General features: G+C 63.6%; 18 protein-coding genes. 8 read left to right on the forward strand and 10 right to left on the reverse strand.

Features of this window, described 5'->3' with window-relative positions:
- Positions 1 to 195: 195 nt before the first annotated feature.
- On the reverse strand, positions 196 to 3,645 hold the full coding sequence (locus AC3WLT_RS24655; RefSeq protein ID WP_492594297.1) for a DEAD/DEAH box helicase: 3,450 nt from the start codon (positions 3,643 to 3,645) through the stop codon (positions 196 to 198).
- Positions 3,646 to 3,853: 208 nt separating this feature from the next.
- Between AC3WLT_RS24655 and AC3WLT_RS24660 the strand changes: the two genes are divergently transcribed.
- Entirely contained in the window at positions 3,854 to 3,976 is a 123-nt protein-coding gene (locus tag AC3WLT_RS24660) for a hypothetical protein (protein WP_492594352.1), read from the forward strand.
- 37 nt (positions 3,977 to 4,013) lie between these two features.
- On the opposite strand, the gene AC3WLT_RS24665 is transcribed toward AC3WLT_RS24660, so the two are convergent.
- The 3 genes from AC3WLT_RS24665 to AC3WLT_RS24675 all read right to left on the reverse strand — a co-directional run bounded on the left by AC3WLT_RS24665 (position 4,014) and on the right by AC3WLT_RS24675 (position 6,035).
- Entirely contained in the window at positions 4,014 to 4,553 is a 540-nt protein-coding gene (locus AC3WLT_RS24665) for a cytochrome b (protein WP_492594298.1), read from the reverse strand.
- Positions 4,550 to 5,653, reverse strand: a complete 1,104-nt coding sequence (locus tag AC3WLT_RS24670) for a catalase family peroxidase (protein WP_492594299.1) — start codon at positions 5,651 to 5,653, stop codon at positions 4,550 to 4,552. Before AC3WLT_RS24670 ends, AC3WLT_RS24665 begins: the two co-directional genes overlap by 4 nt.
- A 115-nt stretch (positions 5,654 to 5,768) precedes the next feature.
- On the reverse strand, positions 5,769 to 6,035 hold the full coding sequence (locus tag AC3WLT_RS24675) for a DUF4148 domain-containing protein (RefSeq protein WP_492594300.1): 267 nt from the start codon (positions 6,033 to 6,035) through the stop codon (positions 5,769 to 5,771).
- A 235-nt stretch (positions 6,036 to 6,270) separates the two neighbouring features.
- On the opposite strand from AC3WLT_RS24675, the gene AC3WLT_RS24680 reads away from it, so the two are divergent.
- The 3 genes from AC3WLT_RS24680 to AC3WLT_RS24690 all read left to right on the forward strand — a co-directional run bounded on the left by AC3WLT_RS24680 (position 6,271) and on the right by AC3WLT_RS24690 (position 8,551).
- A complete protein-coding gene (locus AC3WLT_RS24680) occupies positions 6,271 to 7,008 on the forward strand; it encodes a transcriptional regulator (protein ID WP_492594301.1) in 738 nt (245 codons plus the stop codon).
- 194 nt (positions 7,009 to 7,202) lie between these two features.
- Positions 7,203 to 7,721: a sigma-70 family RNA polymerase sigma factor gene (locus AC3WLT_RS24685; protein WP_492594302.1), complete on the forward strand. Its 519-nt coding sequence runs from the start codon at positions 7,203 to 7,205 to the stop codon at positions 7,719 to 7,721.
- Positions 7,718 to 8,551, forward strand: a complete 834-nt coding sequence (locus AC3WLT_RS24690; protein ID WP_492594303.1) for an anti-sigma factor family protein — start codon at positions 7,718 to 7,720, stop codon at positions 8,549 to 8,551. The genes AC3WLT_RS24685 and AC3WLT_RS24690 overlap by 4 nt, the downstream gene beginning before the upstream one ends.
- A 41-nt stretch (positions 8,552 to 8,592) precedes the next feature.
- On the opposite strand, the gene AC3WLT_RS24695 is transcribed toward AC3WLT_RS24690, so the two are convergent.
- From AC3WLT_RS24695 to AC3WLT_RS24705, 3 genes are all read right to left on the reverse strand, one after another.
- Positions 8,593 to 9,636: a lipase secretion chaperone gene (locus AC3WLT_RS24695; protein ID WP_492594304.1), complete on the reverse strand. Its 1,044-nt coding sequence runs from the start codon at positions 9,634 to 9,636 to the stop codon at positions 8,593 to 8,595.
- 4 nt (positions 9,637 to 9,640) lie between these two features.
- Positions 9,641 to 10,735 (reverse strand): triacylglycerol lipase, encoded by a 1,095-nt coding sequence (locus AC3WLT_RS24700; RefSeq protein WP_492594305.1) that lies wholly within the window; start codon positions 10,733 to 10,735, stop codon positions 9,641 to 9,643.
- 105 nt (positions 10,736 to 10,840) lie between these two features.
- Positions 10,841 to 11,767 carry a helix-turn-helix domain-containing protein gene (locus AC3WLT_RS24705; protein WP_492594306.1) on the reverse strand — a complete coding sequence of 309 codons (927 nt, stop codon included), beginning with the start codon at positions 11,765 to 11,767 and terminating at the stop codon, positions 10,841 to 10,843.
- Between the two features lie 208 nt (positions 11,768 to 11,975).
- Here AC3WLT_RS24705 and AC3WLT_RS24710 point away from each other — a divergent pair, with 208 nt between their 5' ends.
- Together AC3WLT_RS24710 and AC3WLT_RS24715 are read left to right on the forward strand one after the other, a co-directional pair.
- Positions 11,976 to 12,887, forward strand: a complete 912-nt coding sequence (locus AC3WLT_RS24710) for an NmrA family NAD(P)-binding protein (protein WP_492594307.1) — start codon at positions 11,976 to 11,978, stop codon at positions 12,885 to 12,887.
- A 25-nt stretch (positions 12,888 to 12,912) separates the two neighbouring features.
- Positions 12,913 to 13,119, forward strand: a complete 207-nt coding sequence (locus AC3WLT_RS24715) for a hypothetical protein (protein ID WP_492594308.1) — start codon at positions 12,913 to 12,915, stop codon at positions 13,117 to 13,119.
- A 132-nt stretch (positions 13,120 to 13,251) separates the two neighbouring features.
- On the opposite strand, the gene ribA is transcribed toward AC3WLT_RS24715, so the two are convergent.
- Entirely contained in the window at positions 13,252 to 13,902 is a 651-nt protein-coding gene (ribA, locus tag AC3WLT_RS24720) for a GTP cyclohydrolase II (RefSeq protein ID WP_492594350.1), read from the reverse strand.
- A 268-nt stretch (positions 13,903 to 14,170) separates the two neighbouring features.
- Here ribA and AC3WLT_RS24725 point away from each other — a divergent pair, with 268 nt between their 5' ends.
- Entirely contained in the window at positions 14,171 to 14,629 is a 459-nt protein-coding gene (locus tag AC3WLT_RS24725) for a CBS domain-containing protein (RefSeq protein ID WP_492594351.1), read from the forward strand.
- Positions 14,630 to 15,018: 389 nt separating this feature from the next.
- Here the strand turns inward: AC3WLT_RS24725 and AC3WLT_RS24730 are convergent, their stop codons facing one another.
- The gene (locus AC3WLT_RS24730) at positions 15,019 to 15,363 is read right to left on the reverse strand and encodes a DUF4148 domain-containing protein (protein ID WP_492594309.1); all 345 of its coding nucleotides are present in this window, start codon (positions 15,361 to 15,363) and stop codon (positions 15,019 to 15,021) included.
- A gap of 273 nt (positions 15,364 to 15,636) precedes the next feature.
- Positions 15,637 to 16,281 carry a DNA-3-methyladenine glycosylase gene (locus AC3WLT_RS24735; RefSeq protein WP_492594310.1) on the reverse strand — a complete coding sequence of 215 codons (645 nt, stop codon included), beginning with the start codon at positions 16,279 to 16,281 and terminating at the stop codon, positions 15,637 to 15,639.
- A 322-nt stretch (positions 16,282 to 16,603) separates the two neighbouring features.
- Here AC3WLT_RS24735 and AC3WLT_RS24740 point away from each other — a divergent pair, with 322 nt between their 5' ends.
- The gene (locus tag AC3WLT_RS24740; RefSeq protein WP_492594311.1) at positions 16,604 to 16,966 is read left to right on the forward strand and encodes a BON domain-containing protein; all 363 of its coding nucleotides are present in this window, start codon (positions 16,604 to 16,606) and stop codon (positions 16,964 to 16,966) included.
- The last annotated feature ends 76 nt before the right edge of the window (positions 16,967 to 17,042 follow it).

Consider the following 17,042-nt stretch of genomic DNA (forward strand, 5'->3'; position numbering starts at 1 on the left):
TGGCTGGTCTCGCCCGCACGGTGAATGGCCCCGTCTGCCTTCTCATGTCATTCCACGTCCCGCATTCGGGAAACGAGAAATTTGACAATTTGCGAGACAGTATAAGAACTGTCTCAAAATAAATCGTTTAAAGATTGTCAGATGGATTTGATAATGCACCGCGACTGCCCTGGCGTTTAAACCACTCGATCGACGTCATCTCCCCCCTTCAATCTCCGGCATCGGCGCGAACAATGCGTCGAGATCGTCGTCCGAGAACTTGGTGGCGCCGGCGGCGTCTTCGGACAGAATGCTGTCGGCCAGTCCCGCCTTCTGTTCCTGCAACTCGACGATCTTCTCTTCGATGCTGCCCGCCGCAATCAGCTTGTAGACGAACACCGGCTTGTCCTGCCCCAGCCGATGCGCGCGGTCGGTCGCCTGATTCTCGGCGGCGGGATTCCACCACGGGTCGTAGTGAATCACCGTGTCGGCGGCGGTCAGGTTCAGGCCCACGCCGCCCGCCTTCAGGCTGATCAGGAACAGCGGCACCTCGCCCTGCTGGAACCGCTCGACCGGCGTGCTGCGGTCGGCGGTGTCGCCGGTCAGGATCACATAGGGAATCGCGGCTTCCTCCAGCGCCTCGGCAATCAGCGACAACATGCCGGTGAACTGCGAGAACAGCAGCACGCGCCGTCCTTCCTCGATCAGCTCCGGCAGCATCGACAACAACAGATCGAGCTTGGCCGAACGTGTCAGGCGCGCGCCCTTCTCGACCTGTTTTACCTTCTCACTCTTCTCACCCGCCTCCCTGTCAGCCTTGATCGCCTTAACGAGGCGCGGATCGCAGCATACCTGGCGCAGTTTCAGCAAGGCATCGAGCACGATGATGTGACTGCGCGCAAGGCCTTGCGCGCTGACCGCCGCGCGCACTCTTTCCCGCATCGCCGTACGCACGGTTTCGTAGAGATCGCGCTGCGCGCCTTCCAGGTCCACCGAGCACACGATGGTGGTCTTCGCGGGCAACTCCTTCGCGACCTCGTCCTTGCGACGGCGCAGCATGAACGGGCGGATGCGCCGCGCCAGCAACGCGCGGCGCACGCCGTCGCCGTTCTTCTCGATCGGATTGCGCCAGCGTTTGGTGAAGTCTTTCTGGCTGCCGAGAAAGCCCGGCAGCAGGAAGTCGAACTGCGACCACAGTTCGCCGAGGTGATTTTCCAGCGGCGTGCCGGTCAGGCACAGCCGATGCCGCGCGCGCAACCCGCGAATCGCCTGGGCGGCCTTGGTGGTCGCGTTCTTGACGTATTGCGCCTCGTCGAGAATCAGCAAGTGATAGTCGTGCTCGGCAAGCACCTTCTGGTCGCGCCATAGCAGCGCGTAGGTCGTCAGAATCAGTTCGTGCCCGCCGATCTGCTCGAAGCGCTCCTTGCGCTGCGGGCCGTTCAGCACCAGCACTTTCAGTTCTGGCGCGAAACGGCGCGCTTCCTCGCGCCAGTTGTGCACGAGCGTGGTCGGCACGACGATCAGCGCGGGACGGTCGAGCCGCCCGGCCTCCTTCTCCGCGAGGATGTGCGCCAGCGTCTGCACGGTCTTGCCGAGACCCATGTCGTCGGCCAGCACGCCGGCCAGATCGTGTTCGCGCAGAAACTGCATCCAGTTCAGGCCCTGCTGCTGGTACGCGCGCAATTCCGCTTGCAGCCCGCGCGGCACCGGCGCCTCGCGCAAGCCCGGGCCGGCCTGCAGGCGCTGCGCCAGTTGGCGGATCGAAGCTTCGCCCTGAAACTGCCAACGGCCTGTGCTGTTCAACGCTTCCAGCCGGCCGGCATCGACGGCAGGCACACGCAGCGCCGCGCCTTGGGCAAGCGAGCCGCCCAATGCGTCGAACAGGTCGACCAGCACGCGCACCACCGGTTTCAGCCGGTCGGCGCGCAGCCGCAGACGCTTGTTCTCTTCCGTCTTCAGCTCGATCGGCTCGTCGTCGGCGATCGCTTCCAGCGCGCCACCGAGCCAGCGCCGGTCGCGCCGGAACAGGTCGGCCAGAAGCGGCTCGAGCCGCACATTGCGCTCGCCGACCCGGATGCCCATCTCCAGATCGAACCAGCCGTCGCCCGCCTGATGCGCCGTACCGTCGATCGCGTCGATCTCGATGACGTTGTAGCGGAATTCCGGCGCCATGCTGATGCGCCAGCCTTTGCTCACGAGTTCCGGCACGGCGTCGTTGACGAAGGCGGACCACGCGTCGGCGTCCGGCAGACCGAGCATCGTGTCGGGCAATAGCCGCGAGGCGTAGACGCGGCTGGTCGGGACCCGTTGCAGGCCGGTCTTGCGCAATTCGAGCAGGCGTTTCTTTTCGACCTCGTAGCGGCGCCGGATATGAATCACGTCGCCGCCCGGCACCGGCACCAGCGTAACGCTGCTGTCCACGTTGATGCTGATGCCGTCGTAGTCGAAGCTGACGCCGGCGAGTTCCACCGCCTCGGACTTGCGCTGACCGGCTTTGCCGCCGGACGGCAGCGAGTGGCTATTGAGCGTCAGCACCGGCACCGGATCGACGTCGATCACGCGAATCGCCGACGCGTCGTGCGCGGGCGGCAGCGGCAAATCGGGCGCGATCTCGCGCAGCACCGCGGCAACCAGCGGCGCTTCGGCGAGCGAGATCGGCGGCATGGCGAGGTAATCGGGCAACTGCTGGAACGGCAGCGACAACTCGACGATGCCGGCCTCGTTCGAGACGCCGTCGACATACCAGACCGGCTCGGTGGGCAGCACCATGCTGGCGCGCGGCTCGGTGCACAGCGCGGGGCGCAGCCGCTCGTCCGCAAGCGGCTCCCATTCGATCCGGCCGGGCCGGTCGACGCCGCGCGACAGCGGTGTCGGCCCCTGACGGCCGGGCCCGGGTTTGAATTCGAAGAACAGACGCCCCGTCGCGATCAGCTTTTGCAACATTTCCGCGCCGCTCGTGCCGCGCAGAATGAACTGGCCGAAGTCTTCACGGGAACGGCCCAGCCACAGGCCGCGCAAGATCGACAGGTCCTCGTCGGAGACGAACTTCGGTTGTTTCAGCAACGCCGCTTCCACATTGCCCCACGGTTCGTCGACTTCGAAGATCGTGCCGTCCGGTTTGCAGCGCGCCTTGTACAGCACGACCTCATGGCGCATGTGGAAGTTGGACCAGTTGAGCAGATACGCCAGCGTCTGGGTACGCGCGGAACTCGCCTTCTGAGCGACAGCAGCGTCGGCCTCGGCGCGCGCACGAAAACGCTCGAGCCAGCTGACCAGTTCGGGGCGCACGCCGGGGGGCGGTTCCGGTTTTTTCCCGGCTCGCGCAGCCTGCGGATGCTCTGGTGGCCAGTGCTCGTCCGTATCGACGTTGGTCACATGGTCCATCTCTTCGTGATACTCGAGCTCCGCGAGCAGCAAGGCGGCAGCATGCTTGCAGTTGGTTCCGACTGGACAGGTGCAGTCCCCATCGGCCCAAATCGAACGCTTCCCATGATAGAAGCGCACCCGCGTGTGATAGGGGCTCCTTTGTGTGCCCTGCACGTCGGCGCTGAGCGTGTCGCCATCCCATCGCAGGTTCGTGACGGCGCCGACCGAGCGGGCTTTGGCCACTGTATGCTCACCCAGCCAATCCGCAATCTGGTCTCGATCAAAAAAATACGACGACATCAGCGTATTCCATCCCTATATTCAGACCGGCAAGGGCGCGTACGGGCGAAAAGTCAAGGCGGCAAGCGGGTGCGTCCCGCCTGCCGAGGCGTTTCCGCCACGGCCTCGATTGTCCGTGGTAACCGGCCATTTTACGCGTTGGACGGAGTTGGCTGCGGAGGCGGCGCGAGCCGCCGGACGAATCGCCTAGAGCGGGGATCCGGCGGCGATGGGCTATGTCAACAATCCGGACGGCGTTGCCGATACCGAGTATCTGAACAGCGGGCGATATGCGATCGACGTCGCCGGCAATCTGCTGCCGGCTACCTGCTGCCGGCTGCCGTGCATCTGAAGGCGCCTTATGATCCGCGGTCGGCGCGGGTGAAAGGTTAGCGTCCGCCCCGCGCCATACTCGAAAACACGCCGTCGCGGCGGATCAGCCCATGAAACAGCGCCGCGGCGAGATGCAACAGCACCGTCGCGAACAAGGCAAAGGCAAGCCACGTATGCCACGCGCGCAGCACCGCGAAGAGCCTGACGTCGTGCGGCGCGATCGGCGGCAAATGCAGCGGACCGTATAGCGTGACCGGATAGCCTGCTGCCGACAGCATGGCCCAACCGATCAACGGCATCGCCGCCATCAATGCATACAACACGAGATGCGACGCCTTGGCGGCGACACGTTGAGGCGCGGGCATATCGTCGGGCAGCGGCGGGCTGCCGCGTTTGATCCGCACGCTCGCGCGCAACAGCACCAACGCGAGCAGCGCGATGCCCAACGGTTTGTGAATTGCAATCAGCGTGTTATGCGCGTGCGAGACGGTCGCGACCATCCCCACGCCGATGAACAACATCGCGACGATCAGCGGCGCCATCGTCCAATGCAAGAACCGCGCGAGCGGACTGAAATGTGCGTGCGCCGCCGTCATGACCGAGCTCCGTTTGTCTGTGATGTCTGTGATTGATGAATCGCGGGGCGCAGCGCTTCTTCGCGTGTGCGGCGCTGGTATGAAAGCGCGTATGCCGCCGAGCGCGCGGCGAGCAGCGGGTCGTTCGAAGGCTGAATGCCGGCCGGCAAGATAGTCGGATCGAAGTTGACGTCGCGGCATGCGCCGTCTTCCTGCGACGTCGTGCGATCGATCACCAGTGTGCCGGCGTCGATATGCCGACGATCATCGTCAGGCCATTGCAGCGTGGCGTCGTCGGTGGGGTCTCCCGGCTCCGCGACCGTCAGGATCAGATGCCAGCGCAACGGTCCATTTTGCAGGCGTTGATCGAGGTCGGCCTGCAAGAAATTCTTCTCGTCTTTTTGCGCGTCGGTGATCGGCGCATAGGGCGTCTCGGGCACCATCGCCCAGCGCACGGCGCGGCTATTGCCCGCGCTATCGGTAAAACGAAATGCGTTGATGCCATAGTACGCGGCGTTAGCCAGACTCGATGACGGCGGATGCGCCTTCACCCATGCCTGAAAAGGTCTGGTCTCCGGATTCGCTGCGTAAAACGCTTTCAGTTTCGCCGGATCCGGTTTGCCGGTGGCCGCGTCGGGCTTCGCGGCAAGCAGTTGCTGATGGAACTGCTCAGGCGTATGAACCGCGAAGACTGGCGTCGAATTCATGCCCGTGCGCCATTGCTCTCCGTTCTGCAACTGAAACAGCAAAGCCATGCTGCGCACCGGCGAACTGGTGTCGGGTGCGGACGGGTTGCCGCCCGGAACTGCGAAGCGGCCCGTAACCGGCGTGCGGCCACGCGTAAATACGGCCGCGTGCGAGAGCACCGCAGCGTCGCCGTTACTATCGAAATAGCCCGCTACGCACAGTCCCTTTGCATGATTGCGGCGATAGCCCGGATGCGGCTTGCCAGCCACGGCTTCGAACGTATTGATGAAACGCGGCGCGGTAAGACGCGCGGGCGTCAGCCAGCCCGCCGTATAGGCAAAGCCGCCGGCGAGAACCAGCACCACCGCGCTGATCGCGGCGAGGCGGCACGGCACGCAGACAGGTTCAGGGTTGGAAACGGAGGGTTTTGTCACGAAGACTCCTTGGCGTTGGAACAGGTTCACATGCCGGCTAACACGCAATGCATGCGAACTATTCCACTCGATAGCCGGCGCGCGCGTTCGATACGCGCGCCGGCTATCGATACGCTCAATTGACGCTGCCGGCCGTACTGCTTGCAACGCGGCTGGCACCGGCCGCCGCCTGAGCGGCGAGCGCTTCCTTGTGATGCTCGACCTGTTGTGCGAAGACCGGACTCACGTCCGGATACGATGCATCGGTGACGTAGTCAAGACCGTTCTGTTGCGCTTCGATCAATTCCTGGTACACCTGAGCGCGTGTCTTGCCTTGTGCAAAAGCACTCGACGAAGCGGCGAGCACGACGATGGACAACGCGGCAAATGCGATCTTCTTCATGATGAACTCCAGTGAGTTTTGTGCGGGTTTGCATGAGGGAGAACCCCGCGTTTCCAGCTTTTATTCCTGCGTCGATACGCGAAAAAAACATTGCTGGAACGCGGAATAAAACCTCGCGCGAATGGGTTCGCCCGGCATCCGGCTGTGTCGCCAACGGTTCGTCACGCGCATGGAATAAACCCGCGCGTGCAGGTGTTTGCTACTCGAAAGCTGAAATTCGACGCATGCAGGCGCCATGAACCCCATCGACTCCCACCGCGATTCGCCGCTTTCCGAAGCGGACATTCAGGCGTACGCCGACGGCATGCTGACGCCGGAACGCGCCGCCTTTCTGCGGGACTATCTGGGGAAAGATCAGGCGGAAGCGCGCCGCGTGGCGTTCTACGGCAGACTGAATACGCAGATTCGACAGGCCTTTCAAACAACTGACGAACCGGCGACGGATCGCGCAACAGGACGGCGCCGCTCATTGCGCGGCTCACTTCGTCGGCTGAAGACGGCGATGCGTCACAGCAAGGCTGTGAAGACGATAGCGGCGCTCGTTCTGGTGCTGGCAACCGCCAGCGGTTGGCTCGCGGCGACTGAGGTATCCGCTCGGGCGCTCGACAACGCCGCCGTGATGGCGCTGGCGGAAACCGCAGCCGTGCAGTTCTCCGCTGCTTCGCCGACGCGAACCAGCGCGTCGGCGCCCGACCTCGCGGCGGTCGGCTTGCGGCTTGTCGATGAAAGGTCTCTCGCGCTCGGGCCGCTCCAGCGAGCCAGCGAATTCGTCTATCTGAATGCGGACAACCGGCCCGTGGTGTTGATGTCCGCCCTGGCGCCGCTGGCGCCGTCGCGGCCGCAATGGGCCGCGCGCCGGATCGGCGATATCCGCCTGCTGACCTGGACGGCGCAATGGCAACGCTTCGTGGTTGCCGGCGACGCACGCACGCACGGCCTGATGCGGGCCGCCGATGCACTGACGATGCGCTGACGATGAGCCAACTATTCGCCGCCGATGCACTGACGATGCGGTAACGATCCGATGCCCCACGACGCTCGACGGCCACATCATCGGCAAGGGAATAAAATGCGCCCACGCGTGTTTGCACCTGAATTGCGCGTGGTGGCCCAAGCAATGACCGCCCACCCGGCGCCCCACGAGAAGCCCCAGGATTGGGATGAAAAATGGATGTCCGTGACGAGTTGATGGAACATGTGCCGCGTTTGCGGCGCTATGCGCGAGCGCTGATCAACAACCGGGATCTGGCCGACGATCTGGTGCAGGACACGCTCGAACGCGCGCTTGGCCGCACCGGCATGTTCCAGCAAGGCACCGACCTGCGCGCGTGGCTGTTCACGATCATGCATAACGTGTTCGCCAATCAGGCACGCAAGGCTTCAGTGCGCGCCGTGCACGTCCCCGTCGACGACGACAGCGTTCACGAAAGCGAATTCGCCGTGCCGTCCGATCAGACCCGTTCACTGGAAATGCGCGACCTCGACTATGCGTTGCAGCGCCTGCCCGTGGAGCAGCGCGAAGCGGTGCTGCTGGTCGGCCTCGAAGAAATGAGCTACGCCGACGTGGCGCTCGCGCTTAACATTCCGATCGGCACGGTGATGTCGCGGCTTTCGCGCGGTCGCGAGCGGCTTCGGGCATTGATGGCGGGCGCGCAGCCCGGTGCGAAATTACAGGTGGTGCGATGAGCGACCAACACTTGCCGATCGGCGAAGAAGAGCTTCACGCGTACGTGGACGGCACGCTGTCCGACGAGCGCCGTGTCGCGGTGGAGCGCGCGCTTGAACACAGCCCCGAATTGGCCGCGCGCGTCAGCGATTATTTCTCGCTGAATAGCATGTTCCACGAGCGCTATGACCGCGTGTTGAGCGAGCCCGTGCCCAAGCGCCTGCAAGCGCGTGCGGCCGGTCGGCGCCGCTGGCGCATCGCCGCCAACTGGCCGCAGTTCGCCGGTATGGCCGCGGCGTTGGTGCTGGGGATCGGCATCGGCGTGGGCACGCATATGGGGCAGGACGTCATCGCGCCGCTCGCGAGCCGCTCGGGCTCGGACACGCACGCAGTCAATACGGACGGCTCCGAAGGATTCGCGCGGCAAGCCGCGGTAGCGCATGTGGTTTATATGCCCGCCATCGACCGGCCCGCCGATATCGACGCGGATCACGACCAGGAGTTCGTGCAGTGGCTGTCCAACCGGCTCGGCACGAACGTGCATCCGCCGATTCTGTCGAAGAGCGGTTTCAACCTGTCGGGCGGCCGCCTGCTGCCCGGCGCCGACGGACCGACCGCGCAGTTCATGTATCGCGGCCCGAACGGCGAACGCGTGACACTGTGCATTTCGCGCCGTCAGGCAAATGCGAACACCACCGCGTTCAAGCTCTATCAGGACGGACCGGTGAACGTGTTCTACTGGGTGGACGGCGACTTCGGTTATGCGGTGTCAGGCGGTATCGACCGGAAGGTGCTGCTGCAACTGTCGCATGATGTGTATTCGCAATTGACCGGCGCAGCGCCGGGCTGATTCGCCGCTTTCGCCACCTTCGCCGTCTCCGTCGTGCCGGCTCAGCTTCCCGAACCGCGATCGAGCGACGCCGCCCGCATGGCGTCGCTCGGGTTCGCGAAGAACTGCTGGCGCAATTGCGCGATCTGCGCCTCGAGCTGCTGCGGCGGCAAATCCTGTTTGTCGATCTGAGCACGCTGGGTTGCGTAGTCGGCGTAACGGGCTTGCCAGGCGTTGTCGGCTTGCTGGATCCGCACGACGCGCTCCGCCGCCTCGGGGCCGAGTGTTTGCGTGATCTGCGCACGCAGCGCTTCTGGCGAGGCACCCTGCTTTTGCGCCTGGCTGATTGCATCGATCGAGGCTTGCTGTTGCCGAGCGCGCTCACGCGCCGCGCGCATTTCCGGCGGCAATGCCTCATCGAGTGCCGCAAGACGCGCGGTTTTCTGCGCGTCGCTCAATGAGGTATCGGACGCAATGCGCAGGCGCGCCAGATCCGTGTGCTGGCGCTGCGATTCCCCGCCGAAAAATGCTTCGTTCCAGTCGCCCATTAACCGCGTACCCAATGCATCGCGCTGATCGAGTGCAAGTTGCAGCGCGTCCAGATCCTTCTTTGCGCCGCTTTGCGTCGGCGCTTGCGGTAACTGCGCGAGTGCGCTGCGATAGGCGTTGTAGCGCTGCCAGACGGCCAATGCTTCGTCGGCGGCCGGCGTGCCGTCGAGTTGTGCGGTGATCTGACGGCGCACCAATGCGTCGAGCGTGGCGGCCGAAACCTCGTTTTGCGTCGTCAGAAAGTAGTCGAAGAAATCGCGGACCGCACGCGTGTGCGCCAGATGACCTCGGCCGTCGGTCGGCAGATGCGGTGGCGCTGAGCCGTCGAGCGAAGCCGGTAAAGCGCCCGGAGTTTGCAAGCGCGCGGCGGGGTCCGGGCTCGATGCGAGCGGCGGTTGTGCGGTACTCGCCGCGTTAGCCGAATGCGCGGCAGACGCATCGCGCGCGGACGGCGCGCCGTTCAACCACAACGCGGCGCCCGCTGACAGAGCGCCCACCGCCGAAAACACCAGCCACTGACTGCGTGCACTGCCCCGCTGCCCGTCGAACCGGCGCATCCGCTCAAACGCCTTGCGTCTTCAACCGGTTCGCCTGCGTGCGGATCACCGCGACCGGGTCCGCCGCATTCGCGCCACGTACGCCGAGCAACTGATTGATCTCGTCGAGATGGTTCCACTTGTAGCTAGTGCCGAGCACCTTACCGTAGAGCGCGCTGCACACGGAGACCAGGCCGTCGTTCTGCCCCGACTGGCGGCTCACCATGACGGCGCCGGTGCCGTACAGCACGAGCGTCGACGCGTCGAGGAGATTGGCCGCATCGATCGGCGCGACGCTCGTATCGGTGGCGCCGGTGATGCCGAGCACTGAGGTCGGCTGAATGGCGCTGCCCGCCCACAAGTACAAAAGATGCGTGTTGCCGTTGACGGTCTCGGTTGCCGCGCCCGTTTGACACGAGCCCGGCGCACCGAGCCCCGCGCTCGGATAGCGCGTGTTGTAGGCCGCGACGTTCGCCGTGGTCAGCGTTTGGAGCGCAGCCACCGCGTCCTGATTCGTGTTGTTCGTGCTACTCGTCAGGATGCCGAATATATTTGCGAATGCACCGATGATCGGCGTCGACAAACCGGTCGGATCTTTTTGCAACGCGTCCTGCGCGAAGTCGGCGAACTCCGAGCCGCGATGCGGCGTGCCGATGGTCGTCACCGATGCGACCAGTTCAGGCGCCACCGCAGCGACGTAGCGCGACGTCAAGCCGCCCTGGCTGTGGCCGATCAGATTCACTTTCTGCGCACCGGTTGCCGCGAGCACCTGCTTCACGTAAGCGAGCAGTTGTTCGCCACGGCCGTTGGGACCGTCGTCGCTCTGGAAGCCTGACAGGTTTGCCACGTACACCGTCGCGCCATGCTGCTGAAGATCCGACTGAATGCCGTACCAGTAGTCGAGCACGCCGAGGTATTTGTCGGTGCCAGTGAGGCCATGCACGAGGATGATCGGATAACGGGTTGCCGCGTAATCGTCGGCACTGATGCTCGACGTGGCGGCGACCGCGCGATCGATGCCGGCTGGCGTCGCGAGTGTCAGAAGAACGGCGAGCGGGGCATTGGCGACAGCAGCGGCGATTGCCCAGGCGACGATGCGAGAACCCTTCGATTTCGACATGTAACGGCCTCCGGTTGCGAAGTCCGCGTATTTAGCTATGGAAATCGGTTGAGGGCAATAGAGCGGGAACTCCAGATTGCTGATACTGCACTGCGGGTTGAAGGTTTATCGGGGTGTCGTGATGCGGCGGGCATTCAGCGAATTCAGATCGATGATGCTGCTTGCATCCGGACTGGATTTGACGAGCTCACGCGGCGTCACCCCCAACAACCGATTCATCCAATGCGCCATATGGCTCTGGTGTGCGAAACCCGTATCGAGCGCGATCTGACTCGCGCTCAGCTTGCCGTTCAGCAAGAGCGTTTTCGCACGTTCGACGCGCCGCTGCACCACGTACTGATGCACCGGCATGCCGAGCGTTTCGCGAAACAGCACCTTGAAATGCGGCACGCTCAACTCCGCATGCGCAGCCAGTTCGGTGAGCGTAAGACGCTGATCCAGATGCGCTTCGATAAAGTCGATCACGCGTGCAGCCGTCTTCGGCGCGAGCGTGCGGCGCTTGTTGTCGAGCATCGGCGCGCCGCCGATCAGCCGCACGATCATCGCCGTGCACAAGCTTTCCGCGTAGAGCGGATCGGACGCATCGTCGGCTTCGAGTTCGGCGCGCAACGCCCATGTCAGATGCTGAAAGCGCGGGTCGCGCATCTGAAACTGCGGACGAAGGCCAGTTTCACTCGACTTCAGTTCCAGTTGCTCGACGGTCCTGCGCGCGAAGTCTTCGGCGATCCACACGCTGAAAATCGTGCACGCGGATTCATCGGTCCACTGCCCGTCGAGCCCCGCGGGAATCACATCGGCATCGCCATGCGCCTGAATCCGCGAATAGCGGCGTTCGTTGCACATGCAACGCGCTCTCACCGGCGCGCCGACGTGCACGCCTACACGATGATGCTTGAGCGCAGGAATCCGGTGCAGACCGGCGGCGACGCTAACCAGTTCCGCGCCAAAGCCCCGCCAGCCGAGCGCTTGGCTGGAACGCAAGGCGATGCGGGAACCGCTGTGCGGTTGCGGTAGGGGTGTCACGGCATTCATGGCGCTCCCTCGTAGATGACGGCCAATGTAGCTGCATTGTGCGGTGTTTTGCGCCGTTTCGCCTGGCTTGCTCCGACGCCTGATCTTCCGTGCCGCGGCGCCACAAAAAACCAATCATCCGAATCTGCGCATCACGATCCTTGCCCGCGCGTCTCCCCACTCGCGCGCCCCTATGATGACAGCACACCAATCCGACAAGGAGCCCACCGTGTTTGTGATTTTTGGAGCAGCAGGCCATGTAGGTCGAGTGAGCGCCGCGGCGTTGCGGCGGGCGGGCCGCGAGGTATGCGCGGTGGTGCGCAGCGAGCGGCAAGGCGAACTGCTCGCGGACATCGGCTGTGAGATTGCCCTGGCCGACCTGCTCGATCCGCGTTCGGTTGCGCGGGCTATCGAGGGCGCGTATGCCGTGCAGATGCTTTGCCCCGTGCCGCATACCGACCCCGATCCGGCCGCCACGATGCGCCGCATGATCGACGTGGGCGCCGGCGCATTGCGCGAGAACCCGCCGCAACGCGTGCTCGCACTGTCCGACTATGGCGCGGAGCACGCCGACGGCACCGGTATCACGACCTTGTTCCACTACCTCGAGACGCAACTTGCGCCCGTCGCCACTCAGCTGATCTTTTTACGCGCCGCCGAACATATGCAGAACTGGGCTCGCGTGCTGCCGATCGCGCTCGCCAAAGGTGTGCTGCCGAGCCTGCATCATCCGTTGAGCAAGCTGTTTCCGACGGTTGCCGCACAGGACGTCGGACTGCTCGCCGCCGAGTTGCTGCTCGACGACCGCCCGGCCAGGGTATCGCCACGCGTGGTCAGCATCGAAGCTGAGGAGCGCGTCAGTGCATTCGACGTTGCGCGCACATTCGGCGCACTGACTCACCGTGAGATCGTCGCACACGACATGCCGCGCGGCGAATGGGCCGCCATGCTCCAGGGCGCCGGACTCGGGGCGAACTACGCGCGCCTGATCACCGATCTGTACGACGCGCACAACGCCGGCCGCATCGACGTCGAAGCGGAAATCAGCGAACGGCGCTTCGGCGCCACGGCTCTCGCGGACGTGTTCGCTTCGATCCTGTCACGCGTGGCGGCAGTCCCCGCGGCTGCGGCGGCACGCTGAATGCGCACGTCATAGGAGACACGGCATGTACACCTGCCCTCTGCTACGCGTATCGATGGCATCGCGGAACATGGCGGCAAAGCGAAGCTTCGCCACGCGCACAAACATCAGCATCCCTCGCTACTGGCTAGCGATGCTGCTGGCAAGTCTCGCGGGACTGATCGGCTGGCGTGCGCTTCGGGATGTACTCAACGCGATTCCCGACAGCAACGACGACTTTGGTTTGTTTTAAGCTGTCGTGTCGTGTCGTGACGCGAACTGAATTGAAGCGCGCCGTTATACCGTCGAAATCGACGCCGCAACGCCGGTCGCCGCTTGCAAGCGGCGACCGGCGCGCTTCCCCTTTAATTCACCTTTAACGCAGTTACTCGTTCTCGTCGAAGTAATGTCCAAACTTCAGCTGCTTGGTGCGGATATAACGCTCGTTTTCCTCGCGCATCGGGATCGCCAGCGCGACCCGCTCGCACACCGGAATGCCGTGCTTCGACAGCGTGTCGAATTTCTCCGGATTGTTGCTCATCAAGCGCACTGATGTGACCTTCAAGGTGCGCAAAATGCCTGCCGCCGAATCATATTCGCGCGAGTCGTCGGGCAAGCCGAGATCGAGATTGGCCTCCACGGTATCGCGCCCCTGCTCCTGCAGCGCGTACGCGCGAATCTTGTTCGACAGGCCGATGCCGCGCCCTTCGTGGCCGCGCAAATACAGCAGTACGCCGCAACCTTCGGCCGCGATATAACGCAGCGCCAGATCGAGCTGTTCGCCGCAGTCGCAGCGATACGAGCCGAGCACGTCGCCCGTCAGGCATTCGGAATGCAGGCGCGTCAACACCGACGACTGGTTGGCGACATCGCCCATCACGAGCGCGAGATGTTCGGCGCCGCTTTCGACCACGCGAAACACGTAGGAGGTGAACGTGCCGTAGCGCGTGGGGAGCGTGGCGGTGGCGTCGAGGACGACGCACTCGCCGCTGATTTCGCCGTCTGTTGCTTGCGACGGATCGTGAGACGTGAGCATGGCGTTGGACAGTGGTGCTGACATGAACCCGATCAAACCGGGGATAAGGTATGGACTGGGAGTTTACCGCTAATCGGCTCGCTGCACCTGTATGTCCATGCACCGCGCACGGAACCGGTGCGCGCCGCGTGGATACCTCAGATTGACGCGCCGCGCGCCACAGGTATTCCCGATGTACCCGATTGCAGGTCAAGCCTATACTGGAAACGCCTGTCCCTCACGACAGCGCGCCGCGCCGGCGTGCTGCATTGCGAAACGGAGCCGCTCCATGACAAGCGTTGCACAACTTCTTAAAACGAAACCGAACAACACCATCGTCTATACGATCGGGGCCGGGGATTCCGTCTACGAGGCGATCAAGCTGATGGCCGAAAAAGGCATCGGCGCGCTGGTCGTGACGGACGGCGACAGCATCGCCGGCATCGTCACGGAACGCGACTATGCGCGCAAAGTCGTCCTGATGGACCGGTCGTCGAAGGACACCCCGGTGCGCGACATCATGAGCAAAGCCGTGCGCTTCGTCCGCCCCGACCAGTCCACCGAAGACTGCATGGCGCTGATGACCGAACGCCGCATGCGCCACTTGCCGGTGATCGACAACGACAGACTGGTCGGTATGGTGTCGATCGGCGACCTGGTGAAGAACATCATCGCTGAACAGCAATTCACCATTCAGCAGCTCGAGTTCTATATCCACGGCGAACGTCTCCACGGCGAACGGCCCTGACGTTCCCGCGCGCCGCAAGACACGACACACAGAAAGGCGCAAAAAAAGCCCAATCCTTGAAAAAGGTTGGGCGAAGCTACCTTGCGGCACCGGAGGTTCCTTGAAGGGCGGACCGCGACGTGCGCGGCGCGGCCGGTTGAACCAGCAAGCGGAACATGCCGCTGCACGCGCCGCCTGGTGTCAGGACCGCAATGTGTTGTCGTGCGTGCTCTCTATGCGGCACGCATGTTTCTCACCACTTCAAACTGCTGACTGCATGTTGGCCGCCGCGGCGCGCGCCCGGCTCGATAACCCGCGCACGCGCCCCGCCATTAGTTTGCTGCTGGCTCGCCGGCCGGATTGGCGACCCGGGTTTGCTGCCGGCTCGCCGGCCGGCTTGGCGACCCGGATCAGTTGCCGAAATAAACCGACTTCGGATCACCCGACGGCCGGAGCACCGCGCCCGACTGCGACGAACCGCTCATCGGCGCACCGTAACCGCTGGTGTCGGCGACCGGTTGCTGAGTTTGCGCGACTGCCGGGTTTTGTGCCTGGACACGACGCTCAGCGGCCTGGACGTCGGCCGGATAGGTCGGGTCATTAGTGACGGCGGGGTTGTAACCAGCTTGTTCCAGCTGGATCAATTCGTTGCGCACTTGTGCGCGGGTCGCGGGCTCCTGGCTCGATTGAGCGAACGAAGCGACCGGTGCTGCAAGAACGACTGCAATGGCGACTGCCTTGATGAGCGACTTCATGATCATTGACCTCCAGACTTGATTTTTTGCTTCGCTTGACACGCCCTGTGAGAAGCGAGTGATTGGAGTCTAGTCATCAGATCGCCGAGGGAAAACCCTTAATTTCGAGATACATAATTGTTCGAATCGAAAGAATGCGCAGAAACTTCCGGTTGGCTACGGCCGGAGCTGTAGCGTTACATAATAATTGTCGGCATCGTAACCCTTTGCGTCTGACGTTTCGAAAACACGCCCGCACGGAGTATGTTTTGCCGCGGCGCGTGCCATCCGCGGTCAAATTTGCGTGTCCGTCGAATCGGCGGAGCGCGGCATCAACAGCTTTCTCGGCCCGCTGACGAACGCGCTGCCCGGTTCGAAAAACCGCAATGGCCGATGCATCTCGCGTGACAAGCCGATGCGCGTCGTCACCCCAACCCGCATCTGTTCCGTTTCGATCACACCGATCCACAGGCCGCGCCCGGTGCAAAGATCGCGGCCGTCGAATGCCTGGCCGATGCCGAGCGCCGTAGTCATCCGTCCCGGGCCGCGCGCCAGGTCGCGCAGCGGCACGCCGGGCCGCCGCGCCTCCATCAGGGGCAGCCCTTCGAGCGGTTCGATCGCGCGAAACAGAATCCCCGCGCCGACCTCCTCCGCTTCCGCGGACATGTTGAGCATGTACGAAAGTCCATAGGTCAGGCGCACATAGGCGTGCCCGCGCGCGCGAAACATCGAGCCGTTATACGAACGGCGGCCGTGAAACGCGTGACTGGTCGAATCGCCGACCGGATACGCCTCGGTCTCGACAATCCGCCCGCTAATGCGGCCTTCCGGCAGATCGTGCACGAGGTATTTGCCGATCATGAAGCGCGCCAGTTCGACCGTATCGAGCGGCAAATCGTCACGAAGCAATGGGATGATGGGAAGCGGCTGATTCGGCATTCAGTTCGACCTTGTTCGAAGCGCACCCAGCGATACAGCGCCATCAGCCTGCTTTCATCGGCCGATTCGTTGCACCAAAGCCTCACTTCGGCGCACCGGCGCAATCACCATGGCACTAATTGGAGTATCGTGTGTTTCCGGCCTGCAGCACAGCCTTTGCCGGCACGCGTGAGCCTCGGCCCGCCTGATCAGCAGACAGATTGCAAGAAATCGCACGACCCGCAGCACGGTTCCATTCAGTTCCGATCCCGAAGTACCCGTTGGTGCAGTACACCGGCTCCATCCAGGGGCCGTTGTATTCATGACAAAAGGAGAAAGTTGAATGAAAGCATTCCCCGCAATCAAGATGATCGGCGGCGCGCTGATCGTTCTGGCGTCCCTCAATGCGTACGCACAAAGCAGCGATGCCGCGGCGCCTGCCGCTGCATCGTCGGCAACCGCCAAGCCGAGCAAAGCCGACAAGGCGGCCAATCGTGCACTGGGACGCAAGGTGCGCAGCGCGCTGTCGAAGGCAAAGGGTCTGAGCGTGGCCAACATCACGGTGCGCGCACGCGGCGGCGCGGTGACGCTGGAAGGCACCGTGCCCGAGCAGCAGCAAGTCGATCTGGCGACTCAGACCGCGCAAGGCGTAGCCGGCGTGACGTCGGTGAAGAATGCGCTGACGACCCGTCCGATCGGCCAGTAAACCCCAGTCAGCCTGCCGTAGCGCTATACCCGGGCGCAAAGCTTCCTCGTGAAGCGTTGCGTCCGGTTCGATTCAA

Source organism: Paraburkholderia sp. FW306-2-2C-D06C (genome assembly GCF_058781505.1).